Raw genomic sequence first — 17,390 nt, 5'->3', positions numbered from 1 at the left:
CATGGTTGGAATTTTAAGATGCTCCTTGGGGGGAATCCTTGTCAAGGGGAGGGCGTTACCGGCTCAGTTAAGACCGGTCAGCGGGTCAGGGGATTGGCGGCCATCAGATTGGCCAGGTCACGGAGGTAATGCCAGGGGGGCAGGGCGGCAAAGCCTTTGGCAGCACGGTCAATGTCGCTGCATAGCTCCAGCGCCTGGTAGAGTTGCGGCTGGCTGAGTCGTCGGGCCGCCTGTTCCAGGGCTCGGGCCCGTTGGGGCTGGCGGACTCCGCGTTGCTTGAGAAAGCCGCCGGCGGCCTCGCGGCGAGCGATGGCCCGCTGCAGTTCCAATGCCAGGTTCAGGTCGCGACTGAGGATGCTGAGCAGGCCCAGGGGGTTCTCACCCTCCTGCTCAATAAAGCCAATGATCCGGTGGGCGTTGCTGGTGTTGCCGGCAAGCAGTTCGGTCACCAGTTCAAAGACGTTGAAGCGGGCGCTGTCCTGAACGGCCTGCGCCACGGCCTCCTCATCGATGGTGTCACCCTTGCTGAACAGGGCCAGCCGCTCCAGCTCCTGGGCCGCGGCCAGCAGGTTGCCCTCCAGCCGCTCGCTCAGCATGTCCAGGGCGCCCCGGGTCAGGTTCAGGTTCTGGTTGCGGGCGCGTTGCTGTAACCAGGTGGGAAACTTGTCCGGGTCGATGGGCCAGACCGTGATGTGCACGCCCTTGTCCTGCAACAGCTTGTACCATTTTCGGCGCAGTTCGGCCGGGTCCAGCCGGGCGCTGATCAGTAGCAGGATGATGTCGTCTGGCGGCTCCGGAAGTACCCGCTCCAGGAGCTTTCGGCCGTCCCCCAGCTTGCCTGACGGCAGGTGGATTTCGATGCGTCGGCGTTCGGCAAAGAGTGACAGGGCACCAAATTCCTCGCCCACGGCGTTCCAGTCGAGCTGGTGGTCGGCGTGGTAGGTGACCCGGTCCTCGAACCCGGCGCCTCGAGCGGCGCTGCGAATCTGGTCACAGCACTCCTGGACTAGCAGAGGCTCGTCGCCGGACACCAGGTACACCGGCGCCAGGCCCTTTTTGAGCAGTTGTGGGAGCTGACCGGGCTGTGCCTTCACGGCGTCGTGCCCTGGTGTTGGTTGGCCGCGTCTGTCGCCTGTTGTTTCAGGGTATTGATGCGGGGTTCGGTCAGGGGGGTGAGGCGGAACAGGATCTGCTGTGCGAGGCGCTGGTAGAGGGTCTCCTCCACCTCCTGTTGCTCGCGTCGTTTGGCCAGCACATTGGCTTCATCGTAACGGAAGGTCTCGCTGCTGCGCACTTCCGCCTCCGCGACCAGCGGCAGATTACCGGCCGCCATGACGTCCATCCACACCCGCTGGCGCAGGTCATACTCCGCCGCCGAACCTTGCAGGGTGATCGCGCTGGCGCGCCGGCTCTGCTCGAAGCGGGTCAGCCGGAGCGTGTAGTCGGCCTGATCGCCCTGTGCCAGCTCAACGCCGCCGAGCTCGAGTTGATCTTTCACGGTGGCGCAAAGCGGAGCGGGAATGTCGTCACTGCAGGCCACCGCCAGTGGCTGGAGGGCGGCCGAAACCGGCGCCGCCCCCCGCAAGTGAAAGCCGCAAGCCGAGAGCAGGATGCTCAGGCCGACAATCGCCAGGGCGGTCGGAAGGCTGGGGCGATCGGTGGATCGCCCCATGTCAGTTGGCCACCACGTTGACCAGTTTGCCAGGCACCACGATGACCTTGCGCACGGTCTTGCCATCGGTAAAGCGGGCCACGTTCTCGTTCTCCAGCGCCAGTTTTTCCAGGGCCGCCTTGTCGATGTCGGCGGGGACCTCGGCCTTGGCGCGAACCTTGCCGTTCACCTGCAGGACCACCTGGATCTCGGTCCTGACCATGGCGCTTTCGTCGGCTTCCGGCCAGTCCGCGTCCACCACCGCCTGTTCGTGGCCCAGGGCCTGCCAGAGACTGTGGCAAATATGAGGGGCGATCGGTGACAGCAGCAGCACGGCGGTATCCAGTGCCTCCTGAATCACGGCCCGGCTTTGCGGTTGGTCGTCGTTGAGCTTGCCGATTTCGTTCATCAGCTCCATCACTGCGGCGATGGCGGTGTTGAAGGTGAGTCGCCGGCTGACGTCGTCACTGACCTTGGCGATGGTCTCGTGGGTCTTGCGACGCAGGGCCTTCTGAGCGCTGTTGAGGGCCTGGACATCCAGCGCCGGCACCTCGCCGACGGCCGTGTGTTCGCCCACCATGCGCCACAGGCGCTTGAGGAAGCGGTGGGCCCCTTCCACGCCGCTGTCGGACCACTCGAGGGACTGCTCGGGCGGGGCCGCGAACATCATGAACAGCCGGACGGTGTCGGCACCGTATTGGTCGATGATGGCCTGGGGATCGATGCCGTTGTTCTTGGACTTGGACATCTTGGTGACGCCGCCGGCAATCACCGGCTGGCCGTCCTCCTTGTGGACGGCCTTGATCACCTGACCCTTGTCGTCCCGCTCGATAGCGACGTCCGCCGGTGCGATCCAGACCTTGCCGCCCTTGTCATCCTCGCGGTAGTAGGTCTCGGCCAGTACCATGCCCTGGCACAGCAGGCGATTGAACGGTTCGGAGCTGGTGACCAGTCCCACGTCCCGCAGCAGCTTGTGGAAGAAGCGGGCGTAGAGCAGGTGCAGGATGGCGTGCTCGATGCCGCCAATGTACTGGTCCACCGGCAGCCAGTAGTTGGCGGCGGCCGGGTCCAGCATACCCTTGTCGTAGTTGGGGCTGCAGAAGCGGGCGTAGTACCAGGACGATTCCATGAAGGTATCGAAGGTGTCCGTTTCCAGCGTTGCGGGCTGGCCCTCGAAGGTGGTCTTGCACCAGTTTGGATCCGCCTTGATCGGCGACTTCACCCCATCCATTTCCACATCTTCCGGCAGCGCGACCGGCAACTGGTCGTCCGGTACCGGCCGCTCGGTGCCATCGGCCAGGGTCATCATCGGAATGGGAGCGCCCCAGTAGCGCTGACGGGACACGCCCCAGTCACGCAGCCGGTAGTTCACGGTGCGCTTGCCAATGCCCTTGGCTTCCAGGTCGTCGGCGATGGCGTCAAAGGCTTCTTCGCTGCTCAGGCCGCTGTACTTGCCGGAGGACACCAGGGTGCCCTTGTCGGTGAAGGCGGCTTCCTGGATGTCGATTTCACGGCTGTCGTTGGGGGCGATCACCTGCTTGATGGGCAGACGGTATTTGAGGGCAAATTCGTGGTCCCGCTCGTCGTGGCCGGGCACTGCCATCAGCGCACCGGTGCCATAGTCGGTGAGCACGAAATTGGCAATCCACACCGGAATCGGTTCCTGGGTGAGGGGATGGATGACCCGGAAGCCGGTATCGATGCCCAGCTTCTCCATGGTGGCCATTTCCGCTTCGGCCACCTTGTGGTGGTGGCATTCCTCGACAAACTCCGCCACTTCCCGGCTGCGTTCGGCGGCGGCCTTGGCCAGCGGGTGCTCGGCGGCAACCGCCATATAACTGACGCCCATCAGGGTATCCGGGCGGGTGGTGTAGACCGTCAGGCCGTCCTCATGGTTTTCCAGCTCGAAGGTCAGCTCGACCCCGACGGATTTGCCGATCCAGTTGCGCTGCATGGTCTTGACCTGTTCCGGCCAGTCTTCCAACTGATCGAGGTCGTTGAGCAGTTCCTCCGCGTAGTCGGTGATGCGGATGAACCACTGGGGAATCTTCTTCTGTTCCACCAGGGCGCCAGAGCGCCAGCCACGGCCATCGACCACCTGTTCGTTGGCCAGGACGGTCTGGTCCACCGGGTCCCAGTTCACGGTGGCCATCTTCTTGTACACCAGGCCTTTCTCATAGAGGCGGGCGAAAAACCACTGTTCCCAGCGGTAGTAGTCGGGATCGCAGGTGGCGAGCTCCCGGTTCCAGTCGTAGCCAAAACCCAGCTGCTTGAGCTGGTTCTTCATGTATTCGATGTTGGCCCGGGTCCACTTGGCCGGTGCGGTCTTGTTGCTGATAGCGGCGTTCTCAGCCGGCAGCCCAAAAGCATCCCAGCCCATGGGCTGCATCACGTTCTTGCCTTGCATGCGCTGGTAGCGGGAGATGACGTCGCCGATGGTGTAGTTGCGGACGTGGCCCATGTGCAGCTTGCCGCTGGGGTAGGGGAACATGGACAGGCAATAGTACTTGGGTTTGCCCGGCTCTTCCTTCACGGTGAACGTGTCGTTGTCTTCCCAGTACTTACGGGCGTTCTGTTCAACGTTGCTGGGGCTGTAGTGCTCGTCCATTCCTGCCATTACCGAAATTACCTTGTGTGGAAAAAAGAACCCTGTATCAAAAAAGATCCGCCGAGGGGCCGAACATTCTAACGTACCGGGGACGCGACAGGTAGTCTGCCAAATTTCGAAAGCTGTGCCAGACTCAAGGAAAGTGATGGCGAACCCGCACGGATCGGGTTCCATCAGGCGTTGACCCGGTTGAGGAAACGGTATGACCAAACCAGCACGCAGTCATTTGTCGGGGCAGGCCCTGTCGGTCTATGACCGGATGTTGAAAAGGGTGCAGAGTGGTCTCAGCGACGCCGAGGAGATCACCCTGGATGGTCTGAACGAGGAGATCGGCAAGGCCGTGGAAGTGGAGTACGCCCTGGAGGAGATGACCCGGGAGGAGGTGGACCTGCTGTCGGCCTACCTGAAGCGGGACCTGCAGCACCTGATGCATTTTGTGGATGAGACCGGGGAGGGCCTGGCGGAGTGGCTGCAGCTGGATATCTCACTGATCGAGCACCAGTTGGCGGATATGCTGTTCTCGGTGGCCGACAAAACCCGCCTGGATACCCTGGAGCTGAACCAGAAACTGGCCAATGACGACCTGAGCCATTACATCAGCGGTGAGGTGGCCACCGCCGGCATGTTCAAGTGCCTGAACTGCGGCCACATGAAGTGTCTCACCGCCACCAGTCACATCGAGCCCTGCGAGGCCTGCGGCTCCCACTACTATGAGCGGGTCACCAGCCGCTGGCCGAAGGAGGATTAGCGCCCGGAGGATCAGGCGTTTTTGGGGATCACCCGCTCCCGGGTAAACACGATCAGGATCGCCGCCAGGGTCAGCACCGGCCAGGAGCCGGACTGCATGTAGGGCGTATCCCCGGTGGCGGTATAGACCTCGCCACGCAGGGTGGCGCGGGTAAACTGGGGAATCGAATCGGTGATCTCCCCCCGGTGATTGATGATGGCGGTCACCCCGTTGTTGGTGCCGCGGATCATGTAGCGCCCGGTCTCCAGGGCCCGCATGCGTGCGATCTGCAGGTGCTGCAAGGGCCCGATGGAGTCGCCAAACCAGCCATCGTTGCTGATGGTGATCAGCAGTCCGGCCCCACGGGCATTGGCGGCGACGAAGTCCGGGTACGCCACCTCATAGCAGATGTAGGGCATGACCAAGGCGTCCCCCGCCCTCAGGGGCGCCTGCTGCTCCGGGCCGCGGGAGAATTCCGACATCGGCAGATCGAAGAAGCCGATCAGGCCACGCAGCCACTGTTGCAGGGGCACGTACTCGCCGAAGGGCACCAACCTTTGCTTGTGGTACATGCCATCGCCGTTGCCCAGGGCCATGATGCTGTTGTGGAAAGTGAAGTCTTCCAGGCGGTCGCTGAAGCCGTACCAGGGGATGCCGGTGATCAGGGTGCTGTCCGGCGCCAATTCGCTTTCGATGTGTTGGAAGATCGCCCCGGCCTGGTCCTGGGTCAGCGGAATGGCGGTTTCCGGCCAGAGGATCAGGTCCCGTTGCCAGTTGTCGCGGGTCAGTTCCAGATAGGTGACGATTTGTTCCTTCAGGTGGTTGGGGTCCCACTTGATCAGTTGCGGCACGTTGCCCTGCATGGTCGCCACCGACAAGGGTGAGCTGGCGAGGGTTGTCCAGTGGGTGCTCTTCAGGGCGGGGCCGGTGATCCAGGGCAGCAGGGCGACGGCAACCAGGGTGCCGGCGGCCATATGGCGCCGCTGCCGCACCAGCCAGAACAGGGCGTAGAGGCTGGCACCGCTGAACAGCACCCAGAAGGTGAGGCCGTGCACCCCGACCAGGGGCGCAAAGCCGGCCAGCGGTCCGTCCACCTGCGCGGTGCCCAGGTACAGCCAGGGAAAGCCGGTGAGCAGCCAGCCGCGCACCCAGTCCCCCAATAGCCAGACGGCGGGAAACAGCAATAAGCGCCGCACGGCGCTGTGTTTGGCGAGCTTGCCCCAGCACAGGAAGGCCAGGCCGTGGAACAGGGCCAGCCCGGTGACGAACAGCACGGTCAGCAGGATCGCCACCGGGATGGAGGTGTTGCCGTACTCGCTGATGCTGATGTAGACCCAGGACGCGCCGCTGCCAAACAGCCCAAACCCCACCAGCCAGCCGGCCCGGAACAGTCTGTTGGCGGGCAGCGGCAGGGCCAGCAGCAGGATCAGTGCGATGGACACGGGCCCCAGCCACCACCAGTTGAAGGGCGAAAAGGTGAGGGTCTGCAGGATCCCGGCCGCGACCAGCAGGAGCGGGGGCAGCCAGCGGTGCCGGGCCAGGCGGTTGTCAGGAACCACTGCGCGTCACCTGCAGCAGCCGGATCACCCGGTTATCGGCGTTGGCGATGGTGAAGGTCAGATCGTCCACGGTAACGGATTCGCCGCGCCGCGGCAGGTGGCCGAATTCCTTGAGGATGACGCCGCCGATGGTGTCGAACTCCTGTTCGTCGAGCTCGGTCTTGAAGAACTCATTGAAGTCTTCAATGGGGGTGACGGCCTTGACCGCGAAAATGCCATTGCCGCGGGCTTTGATGTGGGTTTCCTCGTCAAAGTCGTGCTCGTCTTCGATCTCGCCGACAATCTGCTCCAGCACGTCTTCGATGGTGATCAGGCCGGCCGTGCCGCCGTACTCGTCCACCACAATGGCCATGTGGTTGCGGGTTTCCTTGAATTCCTTGAGCAGCTGGTTCAACCGCTTGCTCTCCGGCACGAAGGTGGGCGGACGCAGCACCTCGCGAATCCGGTTCCAGTTCAGCTCGTTGTTCAGGGCCAGCGGGAGCAGGTCCTTGGCCAGCAGGATCCCGATCACGTCGTCCTGGCTGTCGCCGATCACCGGGAACCGGCTGTGGGCGGACTCGATGATCTCGGAGAGGAAGGCCTTGGGTTCCTGGGAGGCCTTGACGGTCACCATCTGGGAGCGGGGGATCATGATTTCCTCGACCCGCATGTCGATGACCTGCATCGCCCCTTCGATGATGCTCATGGCATCGGAATCGATGACGCTTTGCGCCTCGGCATCGCGCAGGATTTCGAGAATGTCCTCGGCGGACTCGGGTTCGTTGGAGAAAGCTTGGGATATGCGTTCCAGCCAGGACTTGCCGCCCTGGCTGCGACTCGACTGATCGTCGCTCATGAGTCTGGTTCCGTTTCCTCTGTTTCGTAAGGATTGGCGTAACCCAGCTGGTTGAGCAGCCGGATCTCGAGGCCTTCCATGACCTCGGCGTCTTCTTGCCGGATGTGGTCGTAGCCCTGCAGGTGCAGGATGCCGTGCACCACCATATGGGCCCAGTGAGCCTGGAGGGGCTTGTTCTGTCCGCGGGCTTCGGTGCGGACCACCTCCGCCGCGATCACCAGATCGCCGGCCAACGGCACCGTTATACCGGCTGGGGCCTCAAATGGGAAGGACAGCACATTGGTTGGCCCGGTTTTGTCCCGGTACTGCTGGTTCAGCCCGGCGCTCTCCTCCAGGTCCACAATGCGGATGGTTACTTCCGAGTCGTGGTCCTGCAGCCAGGCGGCGTTGGCCCAACGGCCCAGGGCGGCATCGTCCGGCAGGCCCGGCGTGTCTACCGCCCGCTGAACGTCAATGATCAGGTTGCTCATGGTGCGCCACCGCTGCCATCGTCGAAGGCATCATAGGCTTCCACGATCCGCTGCACCAACGGGTGCCGGACCACGTCCTTGGCCTCGAACCGGGTAAAGCCGATGCCCGGCACCTTGCTAAGCACGCCCACCGCATGGATCAGTCCGGAGTTCTGGCCCCGCGGCAGGTCCACCTGGGTGGTGTCGCCGGTGATCACCGCGGTCGAGCCGAAGCCAATCCGCGTCAGGAACATTTTCATCTGTTCCCGCGTTGTATTCTGACTCTCGTCGAGAATGATGAAGGCATTATTAAGGGTGCGCCCCCGCATGAAAGCCAGCGGCGCAATTTCGATCACGCTCTTCTCGATGAGTTTGGTGACCTGGTCGAAGCCCAGCATCTCATAGAGGGCGTCGTACAGTGGCCGCAGGTACGGGTCCACCTTCTGGGCCAGGTCGCCGGGGAGAAAGCCCAGCTTCTCGCCGGCTTCCACCGCCGGGCGCACCAGCAGGATGCGCTTGACCTGCTCGTCTTTCAGCGCCTCCACGGCACAGGCCACGGCTAGCCAGGTCTTGCCGGTGCCGGCCGGGCCAATGCCGAAGTTGATGTCGTGGGTGCGCATGTTGTGGACGTACTTCTGCTGGTTGCCGCCACGGGGCTTGGCCTGCAGCTTGGGAGTCTTGATGACCATCAGGCTGCCGTCATAGGGCTTGTCTTCCGGCAGCCGTTCCAGGCCGGACTCACGGATGAACAGATGCACGGTATCCGGCGCGATGTCGTCGCTGCCTTCGGTTTCCCGGTAGAGGTGGCGGATGACTTCCGAGGCGGCGGCCACATGGTCGGCTTCGCCTTCGATGCGGAAGTGATGGCCGCGCCGGCCGACCCGGACCTCGAGACGCTTCTCGATGTGTTTGAGGTGTTCATCGAACTGGCCACAGAGGGTGGCGAGCCGGCGCTGGTCTACGGGATGCAGGTCAAACTGCTTGATGTCGGTGGTATTCAATCAGTCCTCTTCGTCTTTGCTGGTGCTCCGAGGGGCGGAGTATGCATGTGAGGCGGCGACCGCCAAAGTCGGTTTCGCTCGGGGCAGAATGCGGTGTGCCATGCCCATGGTGCCGATCAGGCCCGGGCAACGCCAGGGCGGATGCGGTCCGGCGAACCCGACCGCATCCGGCGTCCAGAGGTTCGATGCTGAGCATTAGTATAGCGCTGAGTCGACCGGCACGCCCCGCAAAGAATTTGGCAATGCTTCCCGGATTTCCACATCAATGAAGTGGCCGACTACCTCGGGGTTGTCGTGGCGGAAGTTGACGATGCGGTTGTTCTCGGTGCGACCGGCGTACTCCCCCGGGTCTTTTTTCGACAGGCCGGTCACGAGGATCCGCTGGGTGGTGCCCACCATCTTGCGGCTGATGTCCATGGCCTGCTGATTGATGCGCTGCTGGAGGATGCTCAGGCGCTGCTTCTTCACCTCCATCGGGGTATCGTCCGGCAGGTCGGACGCCGGCGTGCCCGGCCGGGCGCTGTAGATGAAGCTGAAGGACACGTCGAAGCCGATGTCGTTGATCAGTTTCATGGTGTCTTCGAAGTCCCTGTCGGTCTCGCCCGGGAAGCCGACGATGAAGTCGGAGGAAAAACTGATGTCCGGCCGGATCTTGCGCAGCCGGCGCAGCTTGGACTTGTACTCCAGGGCGGTGTGGCCCCGCTTCATCTGGGCGAGGATGCGGTCGGAGCCGCTCTGCACCGGCAGGTGCAGGTGGCTGACCAGTTCCGGCACCTGTTCGTAGACGTCGATCAGCGCATCGGAGAATTCCACCGGGTGGGAGGTGGTGTAGCGGATGCGGTCAATGCCATCGACGGTGGCGATCAGCGTGATCAGTTCGGCCAGATCCATGGTGTCGCCATCGAAGGTCTCGCCCCGGTAGGCGTTGACGTTCTGGCCCAGCAGGTTGATTTCGCGCACGCCCTGGTCCGCCAGGTGGGCGACCTCGGCGATCACATCGTCCACCGGTCGGCTGACCTCCTCACCGCGGGTGTAGGGCACCACGCAGAAGGTGCAGTACTTGCTGCAGCCTTCCATGATGGAGACAAAGGCGGACGGGCCCTCGGCGCCGGGGGAGGGCAGGTTGTCGAATTTCTCGATCTCCGGGAAGGTGACATCCACCACACCCACACCATCGCCCTTGGCGCGGACTTCGGTAATCATGTCCGGCAGCCGGTGAAGGGTCTGCGGGCCGAACACCATGTCCACGTAAGGCGCCCGGTCGATGATGGCCTGACCCTCCTGGCTGGCCACGCAGCCACCCACCCCGATGATCAGGTCCGGTTTGGTCTTTTTCAGGCTTTTCCAGCGACCCAGCTGGTGGAAGACCTTCTCCTGGGCTTTTTCCCGGATGGAGCAGGTATTGAGCAGCAGGATGTCCGCCTCTTCCGGGGTATCGGTCATCTCGACTTTCTCGCCGGTGCGGAGCAGATCGGCCATGCGGGATGAATCGTACTCGTTCATCTGGCAGCCGTGGGTCTTGATGTAGAGCTTCTTGGCCATGATTCTCAATGTGCGTAGGTGAATGGTCGCGTTACCGGTTTAAGCCGGGGGCGATCGGCCAGCGAACGCACGTGCCCTCAGGCAGCTGGGGCGTGTCGCTGGCGGCTATGAAAAGCAACTGGCTATTATAACGGCCTGCTCAAACCGCAACCAGCATTTCGTCCGGTTAGTTGCCGCAAATCCCGCAGGCCAGAGGCTGTGGTATCATTGGCCGCCCTGGAAGTCACTGAGAAGTATCGCCATGACCCCGGAGCGCCTTGCCCGCATCAAGCAGATCCTGGACCGCCGGCAGCCGGACCTCACCGTGCTGACCGACCAGGTGCACAAGCCCCGCAACCTGTCGGCCATCATTCGGTCCTGCGACGCGTTTGGTCTGGCCAATATGCACGCCGTGTGGCCGAAAGAAGGCTACCGGGCGTTTCGCAAGACCGCCGGTGGCAGCTTCAACTGGGTGACCACCCATACCCATCCCACCATGACCGATGCGGTCGCCACCCTGAAGGCCCAGGGCCACAGGCTCTATGCGGCCCAACTCTCCGACCGTGCGGTGGACTACCGTGATGTCGACTACACCGTGCCCTGTACGGTGATCATGGGCAACGAGGTGGACGGCGTCAGTGCCGACGCCGCCGAGCAGGCGAACGAACACATCGTCATTCCGATGATGGGGATGGTGGAGTCGCTCAATGTCTCAGCGGCCTGCGCCATCATCCTGTCCGAGGCCCAGCGCCAGCGAAAGGCGGCGGGCCTCTACGACCGACGGCGATTGCCGGAGGACGACTACCTGAGGCTGCTGTTCTGTTGGTGCCAGCCCACGGTGAAGCGCTATTGTGATGATCGTAACCTGCCGTATCCGCCGTTTGACCCGGAGACCGGCGATCTGGTTGACGGCGTGGGGTGGATGGAAGCGGTGCGGCGGCAGCGGCATCCGCATCTGGTGGAAGAATCCTGCGAAAAAATGAGGGAAAAAATGGGGTCAGAACTGAAGTTCTGACCCCATTTTTTCCCCTGACTCTATTTTTTTACTCCCGTCCCTCCAAATACCGCTGCAACTGCTCCCGCAGCGCCTTGGGCAGCCGGGTAATGGTTAGGGCGTCCTTGTCGCGGTCGTAGTACACCGCCTGGTTGACCAGGTCGGAGGAGAACGACACGCTCATGCCGCCGCCGGAGCCGGCGATGCGTACCAGTTTCTTCACCTTGCGATGATCCGGGTGCAGTAGCCCGCTTTCCGGCAGCTCGGCGGACTGCTTGGCGAATTCCTTGAAGCGTTCCGGCTGGCTCTCGTCCAGGTAGCCCGACAGGGCCTCGATGGCCACAGGCTCTCCCAGCGCGTGCTGTTCCTTGCAGAATTCGTAGGCGCGATTACGGACCTTGCCGGCTTCTTCCGGCTCGGCGTGCTTGGCGAAGGCTTCGACGGCATCCAGGAAGGTCAGGGTCTCCTTCTCCACATCAATCTGGTTGGTGAAGCCGCACAGCTTGATGAACAGCTCGCCCGGCTCGCCGGTGCCGCGACCGTGCACCAGGGTGAGGTAGTTCTCGGCGGGGGCCTCGCCCAGCCAGTCGTCCAGTTCGATGCGCACCGCCAGGTTGAGGCGGGACAGGCTCAGCACCTCGGTGGCGTCCAGGGCCTGTTCGGCGTCGAAGCGCATGGCGCTGTCGTTCTCGACGATCAGCAGGTACACCACCTCGGAATCCGCCAGGGCCTCGTGCACGATCATCAGGTGGCCGTCATGCTCCTCCTGGCAACCGGTCAGCAGTTCCTGCCACTGGCCGAACAGTCGGTCGGTCAATGACTCAAAGCTTTGCTTGTCGTCGAGGTAGTCCTTGAGCCAGCCGCAGAAGGGGGAGTCGCCGATGTCGTCGGAAAAGCGGCCGTACTTCTTGCCGGGTTTGCTGTTGAACAGGCGCTTCATCTGCTTGTGCAGGGCCTCGTAATCCCCGCCGGGCTCTTTCAGGGGGGCTCCGCTGCGCAGATTGGCTGGCTGCCCCGGCTGGAATTGACTGGCAAAGGCGGTGCGAAGGTACTTGATGGCCATGAAAGAATTCCCTGGTTGGTATGACGGAAAAAGCCCCGGCCCGGGAGGTCTCCCTGGGGTCGGGGCTTCTATCATAGCCGTTGAGTGGGTAAAAGGGAGGGTGTGTAGCCTCGCCTATCGACTCGCCGGCTGTTATGGGCGCCGGAGGCCTAGATCCGCTGTTCCCGAAGCAGCTCCTGCACCAGCTTGCCCACGGCCGCCGGAATGTCCGCCTCGGAATCCGCCTCGGCATGGGCGGTGGCGACATCGGTACCCAGATTGACTGCGATGGCGATCAGGCCGTGGGCCATGAGCAACTGGGCGGTGCGACGACGGTCGTCGGCGTTGCTGGCGTCGTCCTCGTCCAGGACCACCGAGGTCTTGCCCTGGTCAAACAGGGCCCGCTCGACGGCCAGGGCCAGCGCCGGTGCCTGCTTGCCGTTACAGGCGATGATGGCCGGGCGCTGGGCCAGGCGTCGGCTGCGTTCCTCGCTGGTGACCGGGTCCATGGATTCGGCGCCATCGGCATTGCCGGCAATCATGCCCGCACCGATGGTGACGTTGGTCAGCCGGTCAATCACAATGAAGCTGCCGGTGGCGTGATTACGGCCATAGGCGTCGTAGGCCACCGGCTGGCTCAGGGTGAGTTCGCACAGGCCGATCTCGTTGAGCTGCAGGGCCGACGGGTCGGGCTGCTGCTCCAGGGTGTTGACGTCGGTCTGGTGGTGGATCTTCTTGACCGTACCCGACGTGAAGGTGGGGCCCAGCTTGATGTCATACAGGCGGCCGGTTTCCAGGGGGGCGTCGGTCATCCAGACGATGTTGGCGTTGAAGCGGTTGCCCACCTCGGGCTCGTCTTCGGGCTTCACCAGCATGTCGCCACGGCTGATGTCGATTTCGTCGTTCAGGGTCAGGGTGACGGCCTGGTCGATGTACGCCTCGTCCAGGTGGCCCTCGAACGAGACGACCTCCTTGACGGTGCTGGTGCGCCGGGACGGTAGCGCCATGACCTCGTCACCCGGACGGATGACGCCGGAGGCGATGGTACCGCAGAAGCCACGGAAATCGAGATTGGGGCGGTTGACGTACTGCACCGGGAAGCGGAAGTGCTCCAGGTTCTTGTCCCGGGAAACCTCCACGGTTTCCAGGATTTCCATCAGCGGCTGGCCGGAGAACCAGGGCGTGTTCTCGCTGCGGCTGACCACGTTGTCGCCCTCCAGGGCGGACATGGGCACAAACCGTACGTCTTTCAGGCCAAGCTGATCGGCGAACGCCAGGTAATCCTGCTTGATTTCCTCGAAACGCTCCTCGCTGTAATCCACCAGATCCATCTTGTTGATGGCGACCACAATGTGGCGAATGCCCAGCAGGGAGGCGATGTACGAGTGGCGACGGGTCTGGGTCATCACGCCGTGGCGGGCGTCGATCATCAGGATCGCCAGCTGCGCGGTGGAGGCGCCGGTGGCCATGTTGCGGGTGTACTGCTCGTGCCCCGGGGTGTCCGCGATGATGAACTTGCGCTTGTCGGTGGAGAAGTAGCGGTAGGCGACATCGATGGTGATGCCCTGTTCCCGCTCGGCCTGCAGGCCATCCACCAGCAGGGCCAGGTCTAGCTTCTCGCCGGTGGTGCCCATCTTGGCGCTGTCCGACTTCAGACTCGCCATGTGATCTTCGTAGATCATCTTGGTGTCGTGGAGCAGGCGGCCGATCAGGGTGGATTTGCCGTCGTCAACGCTGCCGCAGGTCAGCAGCCGCAGCAGCTCCTTGTTTTCGTGCTGTTTCAGGTAGGCCTGAATATCTTCAGCGATGAGGTCTGACTGATGTGACATGAATAAATTCCTTAGAAATAACCTTCACGCTTTTTCTGTTCCATGGAGCCGGCGGAGTCGTGGTCGATAACCCGGCCCTGACGCTCGGAACTGGTGGCCAGCAGCATTTCCTGAATGATGTCCGGCAGTGTCTTGGCTTCGGACTCGATGGCGCCGGTCAGGGGGTAGCAGCCCAGGGTGCGGAAGCGCACCGACTTCATCATCGGCTTTTCGCCTTCCTTCAGCGGCATGCGGTCATCGTCCACCATGATCAGGGTGCCGTCTCGCTCCACCACCGGTCGCTCGGCGGCGAAGTACAGCGGCACGATGTCGATGTTTTCCAGGTAGATGTACTGCCAGATGTCCAGCTCGGTCCAGTTGGACAGTGGGAACACCCGGATGCTCTCGCCCTTGTTGATCTTGCCGTTGTAGATGTTCCACAGCTCGGGGCGCTGGTTCTTGGGGTCCCAGCGGTGGTATTCGTCACGGAAGGAGTAGACCCGTTCCTTGGCGCGGGACTTCTCCTCGTCGCGGCGGGCGCCACCAAAGGCGGCGTCGAACTTGTACTTGTCCAGGGCCTGCTTCAGGGCCTGGGTCTTCATCACATCGGTGTGCTTGGCACTGCCGTGGGTGAAGGGACCAATGCCCTGTTTTACCCCGTCCTCGTTGATGTGCACGATCAGATCCAGACCGTACTTGCTGACCTGCTTGTCGCGGAATTCAATCATGTCCTTGAACTTCCACGTGGTATCGACGTGCATCAGGGGGAACGGTGGTTTCCCCGGCGCGAAGGCCTTGCGGGCAAGGTGGAGCATGACCGCCGAGTCTTTACCGATGGAGTAAAGCATGACGGGATTATCGAACTCAGCTGCCACTTCCCGAATGATGTGGATGCTTTCCGCTTCCAGCTGTTTGAGGTGAGTCAGATTGTAACTGGTCATCGTAAGGTTTTACCGATTGCCGTGGGCGTATGAATCCGGCAACTATACCAGAGTTGGGGTAGGCATAAGAAGGTGATCAACTAGAGTTTGGGGGCATAACAATATGCTCCCTGGCAACGTTTTTGTTTGACCTGGAGCGGGGGGCTGCGTGGTGGGGGAAGGCCCGGTCAGAGCCGGGGAAGGGGTTAACCCAATGACGTGGCGAGTAGGCGGCTGACGTATTGGTCCAGGTAGTCGTAGCCGTTGTCCCGGAATTCGCTGAACTGCACGCCCAGGTGAAATTCGTCCCGGGAGACCCGGCGCAGGTGCACGATGTGGCCATCGGCGCAGACGGAGACGGTCTGTGCGGCAACCACCGGCACGGCAAAGCGGGTGGACACCTGAATCCATTGACCGGGCGCCGGGGCTGTCTGGCCCGGGATCAGCTGGCGGACGGTCTCCAGGTTGCATCGCAGCATGACGCCGGTGCGGGACAGGTTGGCGGCTTCGCAGCGCAATTCCTCACCGGCCGGGTTGCTGACGGTGACTTCCAGCTCAACATCGACCCGCTGTTGGTTGCGTAGGTTGGGCTTGCTGGACGATGCTCTCATGGCAACTTGCCTGGTCAAAATTGGCTGCGATTGTATGGCCTTTCCCATGGTACAGAATCCCGGCTTGAAAACTTGGCTAAGCTCCTGAAAGTTTAGTGGTTTAAAAAATGAACAGCAAGTCATGTGTCGTGTTTGTGGTCGGCTTTGTGATGGGGTTCGTGCTTCCGGTGTCGGTGTAATGCCCGGATAAAGGTGATTTTTCATTGGGATGGCCCGGGCTGCTGCGTTAAAATGCCGCTCTATTTTTGAACAGCGTCCCTGATGAATTATGACTAACAAGCCAGATACATCCGCCACCGGCAGCGGTAAAGTCGGTTTTATCAGCCTCGGTTGTCCCAAGGCCCTGGTGGACTCCGAGCGGATCCTGACCCAGTTGCGCCAGGACGGCTACGATGTGGTGCCCACCTACGAAGACGCGGATGTGGTGGTGGTGAATACCTGTGGCTTCATCGATGCGGCCAAGCAGGAGTCGCTGGATGCCATCGGTGAGGCCATCAGCGAGAATGGCAAGGTCATCGTGACCGGGTGTATGGGGGTGGAAGAGGAACGCATTCGCGAGTCCCATCCCGGCGTGCTGGCCGTCTCCGGTCCTCATGCCTATGAGGAAGTGGTCGGAGCCGTGCATGAATACGTGCCGCCAAAGAAAGATCATGACCCCTTCGTGGATCTGATGCCCCCCCAGGGCATCAAGCTGACGCCGCGTCATTATGCCTACCTGAAGATTTCCGAAGGCTGCAACCACCGCTGTACCTTCTGCATCATTCCCTCCATGCGGGGGGATCTGGTCAGCCGTCCGATCGGGGAGGTCATGGACGAGGCCAAACGGCTGGTGGACGCCGGGGTGAAGGAGTTGCTGGTGATTTCCCAGGACACCAGCGCCTACGGCGTCGACATCAAGTACCGCACCGGCTTCTGGCAGGGGCGGCCATTGAAGACCAAGATGCAGGCGCTGTGTGAGGCGCTGGGCGAGCTGGGGGTGTGGGTGCGATTGCACTACGTCTATCCCTATCCCCACGTGGATGACGTGATTCCGCTGATGGCCGAGGGCAAGGTTCTGCCGTACCTGGATATCCCTTTCCAGCACGCCAGCCCCAAGGTGCTCAAGGCCATGAAGCGGCCCGCTCACGACAGCAAGACCCTGGAGCGCATTCGCAAGTGGCGGGAGATATGCCCGGAACTGACCATCCGCTCCACCTTTATAGTGGGCTTCCCGGGGGAGACCGAAGAAGACTTCCAGTACCTGCTGGACTGGCTGGACGAGGCCCAGCTGGACCGGGTGGGTGCGTTCAAATACAGTCCGGTGGACGGTGCCCCGGCCAACGAGCTGGACGGCGCGGTGCCGGAAGAGGTGAAAGAGGAGCGTCTGGCGCGGTTCATGGCCAAGCAGGCCGAGATCTCGGCGGCCCGGCTGCAGGCCAAAATCGGCAAGACCCTCGAGGTCCTGATCGACGAGGTGGACGAGGAGGGCGCCATTGGTCGCTCCAAGGCGGATGCGCCGGAGATCGACGGCATGGTGTATCTCAATGGCGAGACCGGGCTACAGCCCGGGCAGCTGGTGACTGCCGTGGTTGAACATGCCGATGAGCATGATTTGTGGGCAGTGCTTGCCGATTCGTAACAGCGCCAATAAAGACCGAGTCAGGGTGACCTGACTCGGCCGTTCG

General features: G+C 62.3%; 15 protein-coding genes. 3 read left to right on the top strand and 12 right to left on the bottom strand.

Annotated elements, in window-relative coordinates; all coding sequences use genetic code 11:
* Positions 1 to 77: 77 nt before the first annotated feature.
* The 3 genes from holA to leuS are packed head-to-tail and all read right to left on the bottom strand — an operon-like array spanning position 78 to position 4,259.
* Positions 78 to 1,094: a DNA polymerase III subunit delta gene (gene holA / locus R3175_RS11910; protein ID WP_318944498.1), complete on the bottom strand. Its 1,017-nt coding sequence runs from the start codon at positions 1,092 to 1,094 to the stop codon at positions 78 to 80.
* On the bottom strand, positions 1,091 to 1,672 hold the full coding sequence (gene lptE, locus R3175_RS11905; protein ID WP_318944497.1) for an LPS assembly lipoprotein LptE: 582 nt from the start codon (positions 1,670 to 1,672) through the stop codon (positions 1,091 to 1,093). The genes holA and lptE overlap by 4 nt, the downstream gene beginning before the upstream one ends.
* Position 1,673: 1 nt before the next feature.
* Positions 1,674 to 4,259, bottom strand: a complete 2,586-nt coding sequence (gene leuS, locus R3175_RS11900) for a leucine--tRNA ligase (RefSeq protein WP_318944516.1) — start codon at positions 4,257 to 4,259, stop codon at positions 1,674 to 1,676.
* Between the two features lie 202 nt (positions 4,260 to 4,461).
* On the opposite strand from leuS, the gene R3175_RS11895 reads away from it, so the two are divergent.
* Positions 4,462 to 5,007, top strand: a complete 546-nt coding sequence (locus R3175_RS11895; protein ID WP_318944496.1) for a zinc ribbon-containing protein — start codon at positions 4,462 to 4,464, stop codon at positions 5,005 to 5,007.
* A gap of 11 nt (positions 5,008 to 5,018) precedes the next feature.
* Here R3175_RS11895 and lnt read toward each other — a convergent pair whose 3' ends face one another.
* The 5 genes from lnt to miaB all read right to left on the bottom strand — a co-directional run bounded on the left by lnt (position 5,019) and on the right by miaB (position 10,372).
* Positions 5,019 to 6,545 carry an apolipoprotein N-acyltransferase gene (gene lnt, locus R3175_RS11890; protein ID WP_318944495.1) on the bottom strand — a complete coding sequence of 509 codons (1,527 nt, stop codon included), beginning with the start codon at positions 6,543 to 6,545 and terminating at the stop codon, positions 5,019 to 5,021.
* Positions 6,535 to 7,380 (bottom strand): HlyC/CorC family transporter, encoded by an 846-nt coding sequence (locus R3175_RS11885; RefSeq protein ID WP_318944494.1) that lies wholly within the window; start codon positions 7,378 to 7,380, stop codon positions 6,535 to 6,537. Before R3175_RS11885 ends, lnt begins: the two co-directional genes overlap by 11 nt.
* Complete coding sequence (gene ybeY, locus R3175_RS11880) at positions 7,377 to 7,850, bottom strand: rRNA maturation RNase YbeY (protein WP_318944493.1); 474 nt, start codon at positions 7,848 to 7,850, stop codon at positions 7,377 to 7,379. Before ybeY ends, R3175_RS11885 begins: the two co-directional genes overlap by 4 nt.
* A complete protein-coding gene (locus R3175_RS11875; RefSeq protein ID WP_318944492.1) occupies positions 7,847 to 8,830 on the bottom strand; it encodes a PhoH family protein in 984 nt (327 codons plus the stop codon). The genes ybeY and R3175_RS11875 overlap by 4 nt, the downstream gene beginning before the upstream one ends.
* Positions 8,831 to 9,025: 195 nt before the next feature.
* Positions 9,026 to 10,372 (bottom strand): tRNA (N6-isopentenyl adenosine(37)-C2)-methylthiotransferase MiaB, encoded by a 1,347-nt coding sequence (miaB, locus tag R3175_RS11870; RefSeq protein WP_318944491.1) that lies wholly within the window; start codon positions 10,370 to 10,372, stop codon positions 9,026 to 9,028.
* A gap of 241 nt (positions 10,373 to 10,613) precedes the next feature.
* Between miaB and trmH the strand changes: the two genes are divergently transcribed.
* Positions 10,614 to 11,366, top strand: coding sequence for a tRNA (guanosine(18)-2'-O)-methyltransferase TrmH (trmH, locus tag R3175_RS11865; protein WP_318944490.1), 753 nt, complete (start codon positions 10,614 to 10,616; stop codon positions 11,364 to 11,366).
* A gap of 28 nt (positions 11,367 to 11,394) precedes the next feature.
* Here the strand turns inward: trmH and R3175_RS11860 are convergent, their stop codons facing one another.
* The 4 genes from R3175_RS11860 to R3175_RS11845 all read right to left on the bottom strand — a co-directional run bounded on the left by R3175_RS11860 (position 11,395) and on the right by R3175_RS11845 (position 15,726).
* The gene (locus R3175_RS11860) at positions 11,395 to 12,408 is read right to left on the bottom strand and encodes a nucleoid-associated protein (protein WP_318944489.1); all 1,014 of its coding nucleotides are present in this window, start codon (positions 12,406 to 12,408) and stop codon (positions 11,395 to 11,397) included.
* A gap of 149 nt (positions 12,409 to 12,557) precedes the next feature.
* Entirely contained in the window at positions 12,558 to 14,216 is a 1,659-nt protein-coding gene (cysN, locus tag R3175_RS11855) for a sulfate adenylyltransferase subunit CysN (RefSeq protein WP_318944488.1), read from the bottom strand.
* Positions 14,217 to 14,227: 11 nt separating this feature from the next.
* On the bottom strand, positions 14,228 to 15,136 hold the full coding sequence (cysD, locus tag R3175_RS11850) for a sulfate adenylyltransferase subunit CysD (RefSeq protein ID WP_318944487.1): 909 nt from the start codon (positions 15,134 to 15,136) through the stop codon (positions 14,228 to 14,230).
* Positions 15,137 to 15,321: 185 nt separating this feature from the next.
* Positions 15,322 to 15,726, bottom strand: coding sequence for a PilZ domain-containing protein (locus R3175_RS11845; protein ID WP_318944486.1), 405 nt, complete (start codon positions 15,724 to 15,726; stop codon positions 15,322 to 15,324).
* A 268-nt stretch (positions 15,727 to 15,994) separates the two neighbouring features.
* On the opposite strand from R3175_RS11845, the gene rimO reads away from it, so the two are divergent.
* A complete protein-coding gene (rimO, locus tag R3175_RS11840) occupies positions 15,995 to 17,344 on the top strand; it encodes a 30S ribosomal protein S12 methylthiotransferase RimO (protein ID WP_318944485.1) in 1,350 nt (449 codons plus the stop codon).
* Positions 17,345 to 17,390 lie beyond the last annotated feature (46 nt).

The sequence above is a fragment of the Marinobacter sp. genome, from assembly GCF_033722735.1.
In the GTDB taxonomy this organism is placed as follows: Bacteria; Pseudomonadota; Gammaproteobacteria; order Pseudomonadales; family Oleiphilaceae; genus Marinobacter.
The sequence above is the reverse complement of the archived record's forward strand: the minus strand, read 5'-3'. Positions and strand labels throughout refer to the sequence as shown.

What these genes read in the sequence shown, in the direction of transcription:
- lptE (WP_318944497.1), bottom strand. Translation starts at nt 1,672, where the DNA reads ATGGGGCGATCCACCGATCGCCCCAGCCTTCCGACCGCCCTGGCGATT.
- R3175_RS11860 (WP_318944489.1), bottom strand. Translation starts at nt 12,408, where the DNA reads ATGGCCATCAAGTACCTTCGCACCGCCTTTGCCAGTCAATTCCAGCCG.
- trmH (WP_318944490.1), top strand. Translation starts at nt 10,614, where the DNA reads ATGACCCCGGAGCGCCTTGCCCGCATCAAGCAGATCCTGGACCGCCGG.
- R3175_RS11895 (WP_318944496.1), top strand. Translation starts at nt 4,462, where the DNA reads ATGACCAAACCAGCACGCAGTCATTTGTCGGGGCAGGCCCTGTCGGTC.
- leuS (WP_318944516.1), bottom strand. Translation starts at nt 4,259, where the DNA reads ATGGACGAGCACTACAGCCCCAGCAACGTTGAACAGAACGCCCGTAAG.
- ybeY (WP_318944493.1), bottom strand. Translation starts at nt 7,850, where the DNA reads ATGAGCAACCTGATCATTGACGTTCAGCGGGCGGTAGACACGCCGGGC.
- miaB (WP_318944491.1), bottom strand. Translation starts at nt 10,372, where the DNA reads ATGGCCAAGAAGCTCTACATCAAGACCCACGGCTGCCAGATGAACGAG.
- cysN (WP_318944488.1), bottom strand. Translation starts at nt 14,216, where the DNA reads ATGTCACATCAGTCAGACCTCATCGCTGAAGATATTCAGGCCTACCTG.
- cysD (WP_318944487.1), bottom strand. Translation starts at nt 15,136, where the DNA reads ATGACCAGTTACAATCTGACTCACCTCAAACAGCTGGAAGCGGAAAGC.
- R3175_RS11885 (WP_318944494.1), bottom strand. Translation starts at nt 7,380, where the DNA reads ATGAGCGACGATCAGTCGAGTCGCAGCCAGGGCGGCAAGTCCTGGCTG.
- rimO (WP_318944485.1), top strand. Translation starts at nt 15,995, where the DNA reads ATGACTAACAAGCCAGATACATCCGCCACCGGCAGCGGTAAAGTCGGT.
- R3175_RS11845 (WP_318944486.1), bottom strand. Translation starts at nt 15,726, where the DNA reads ATGAGAGCATCGTCCAGCAAGCCCAACCTACGCAACCAACAGCGGGTC.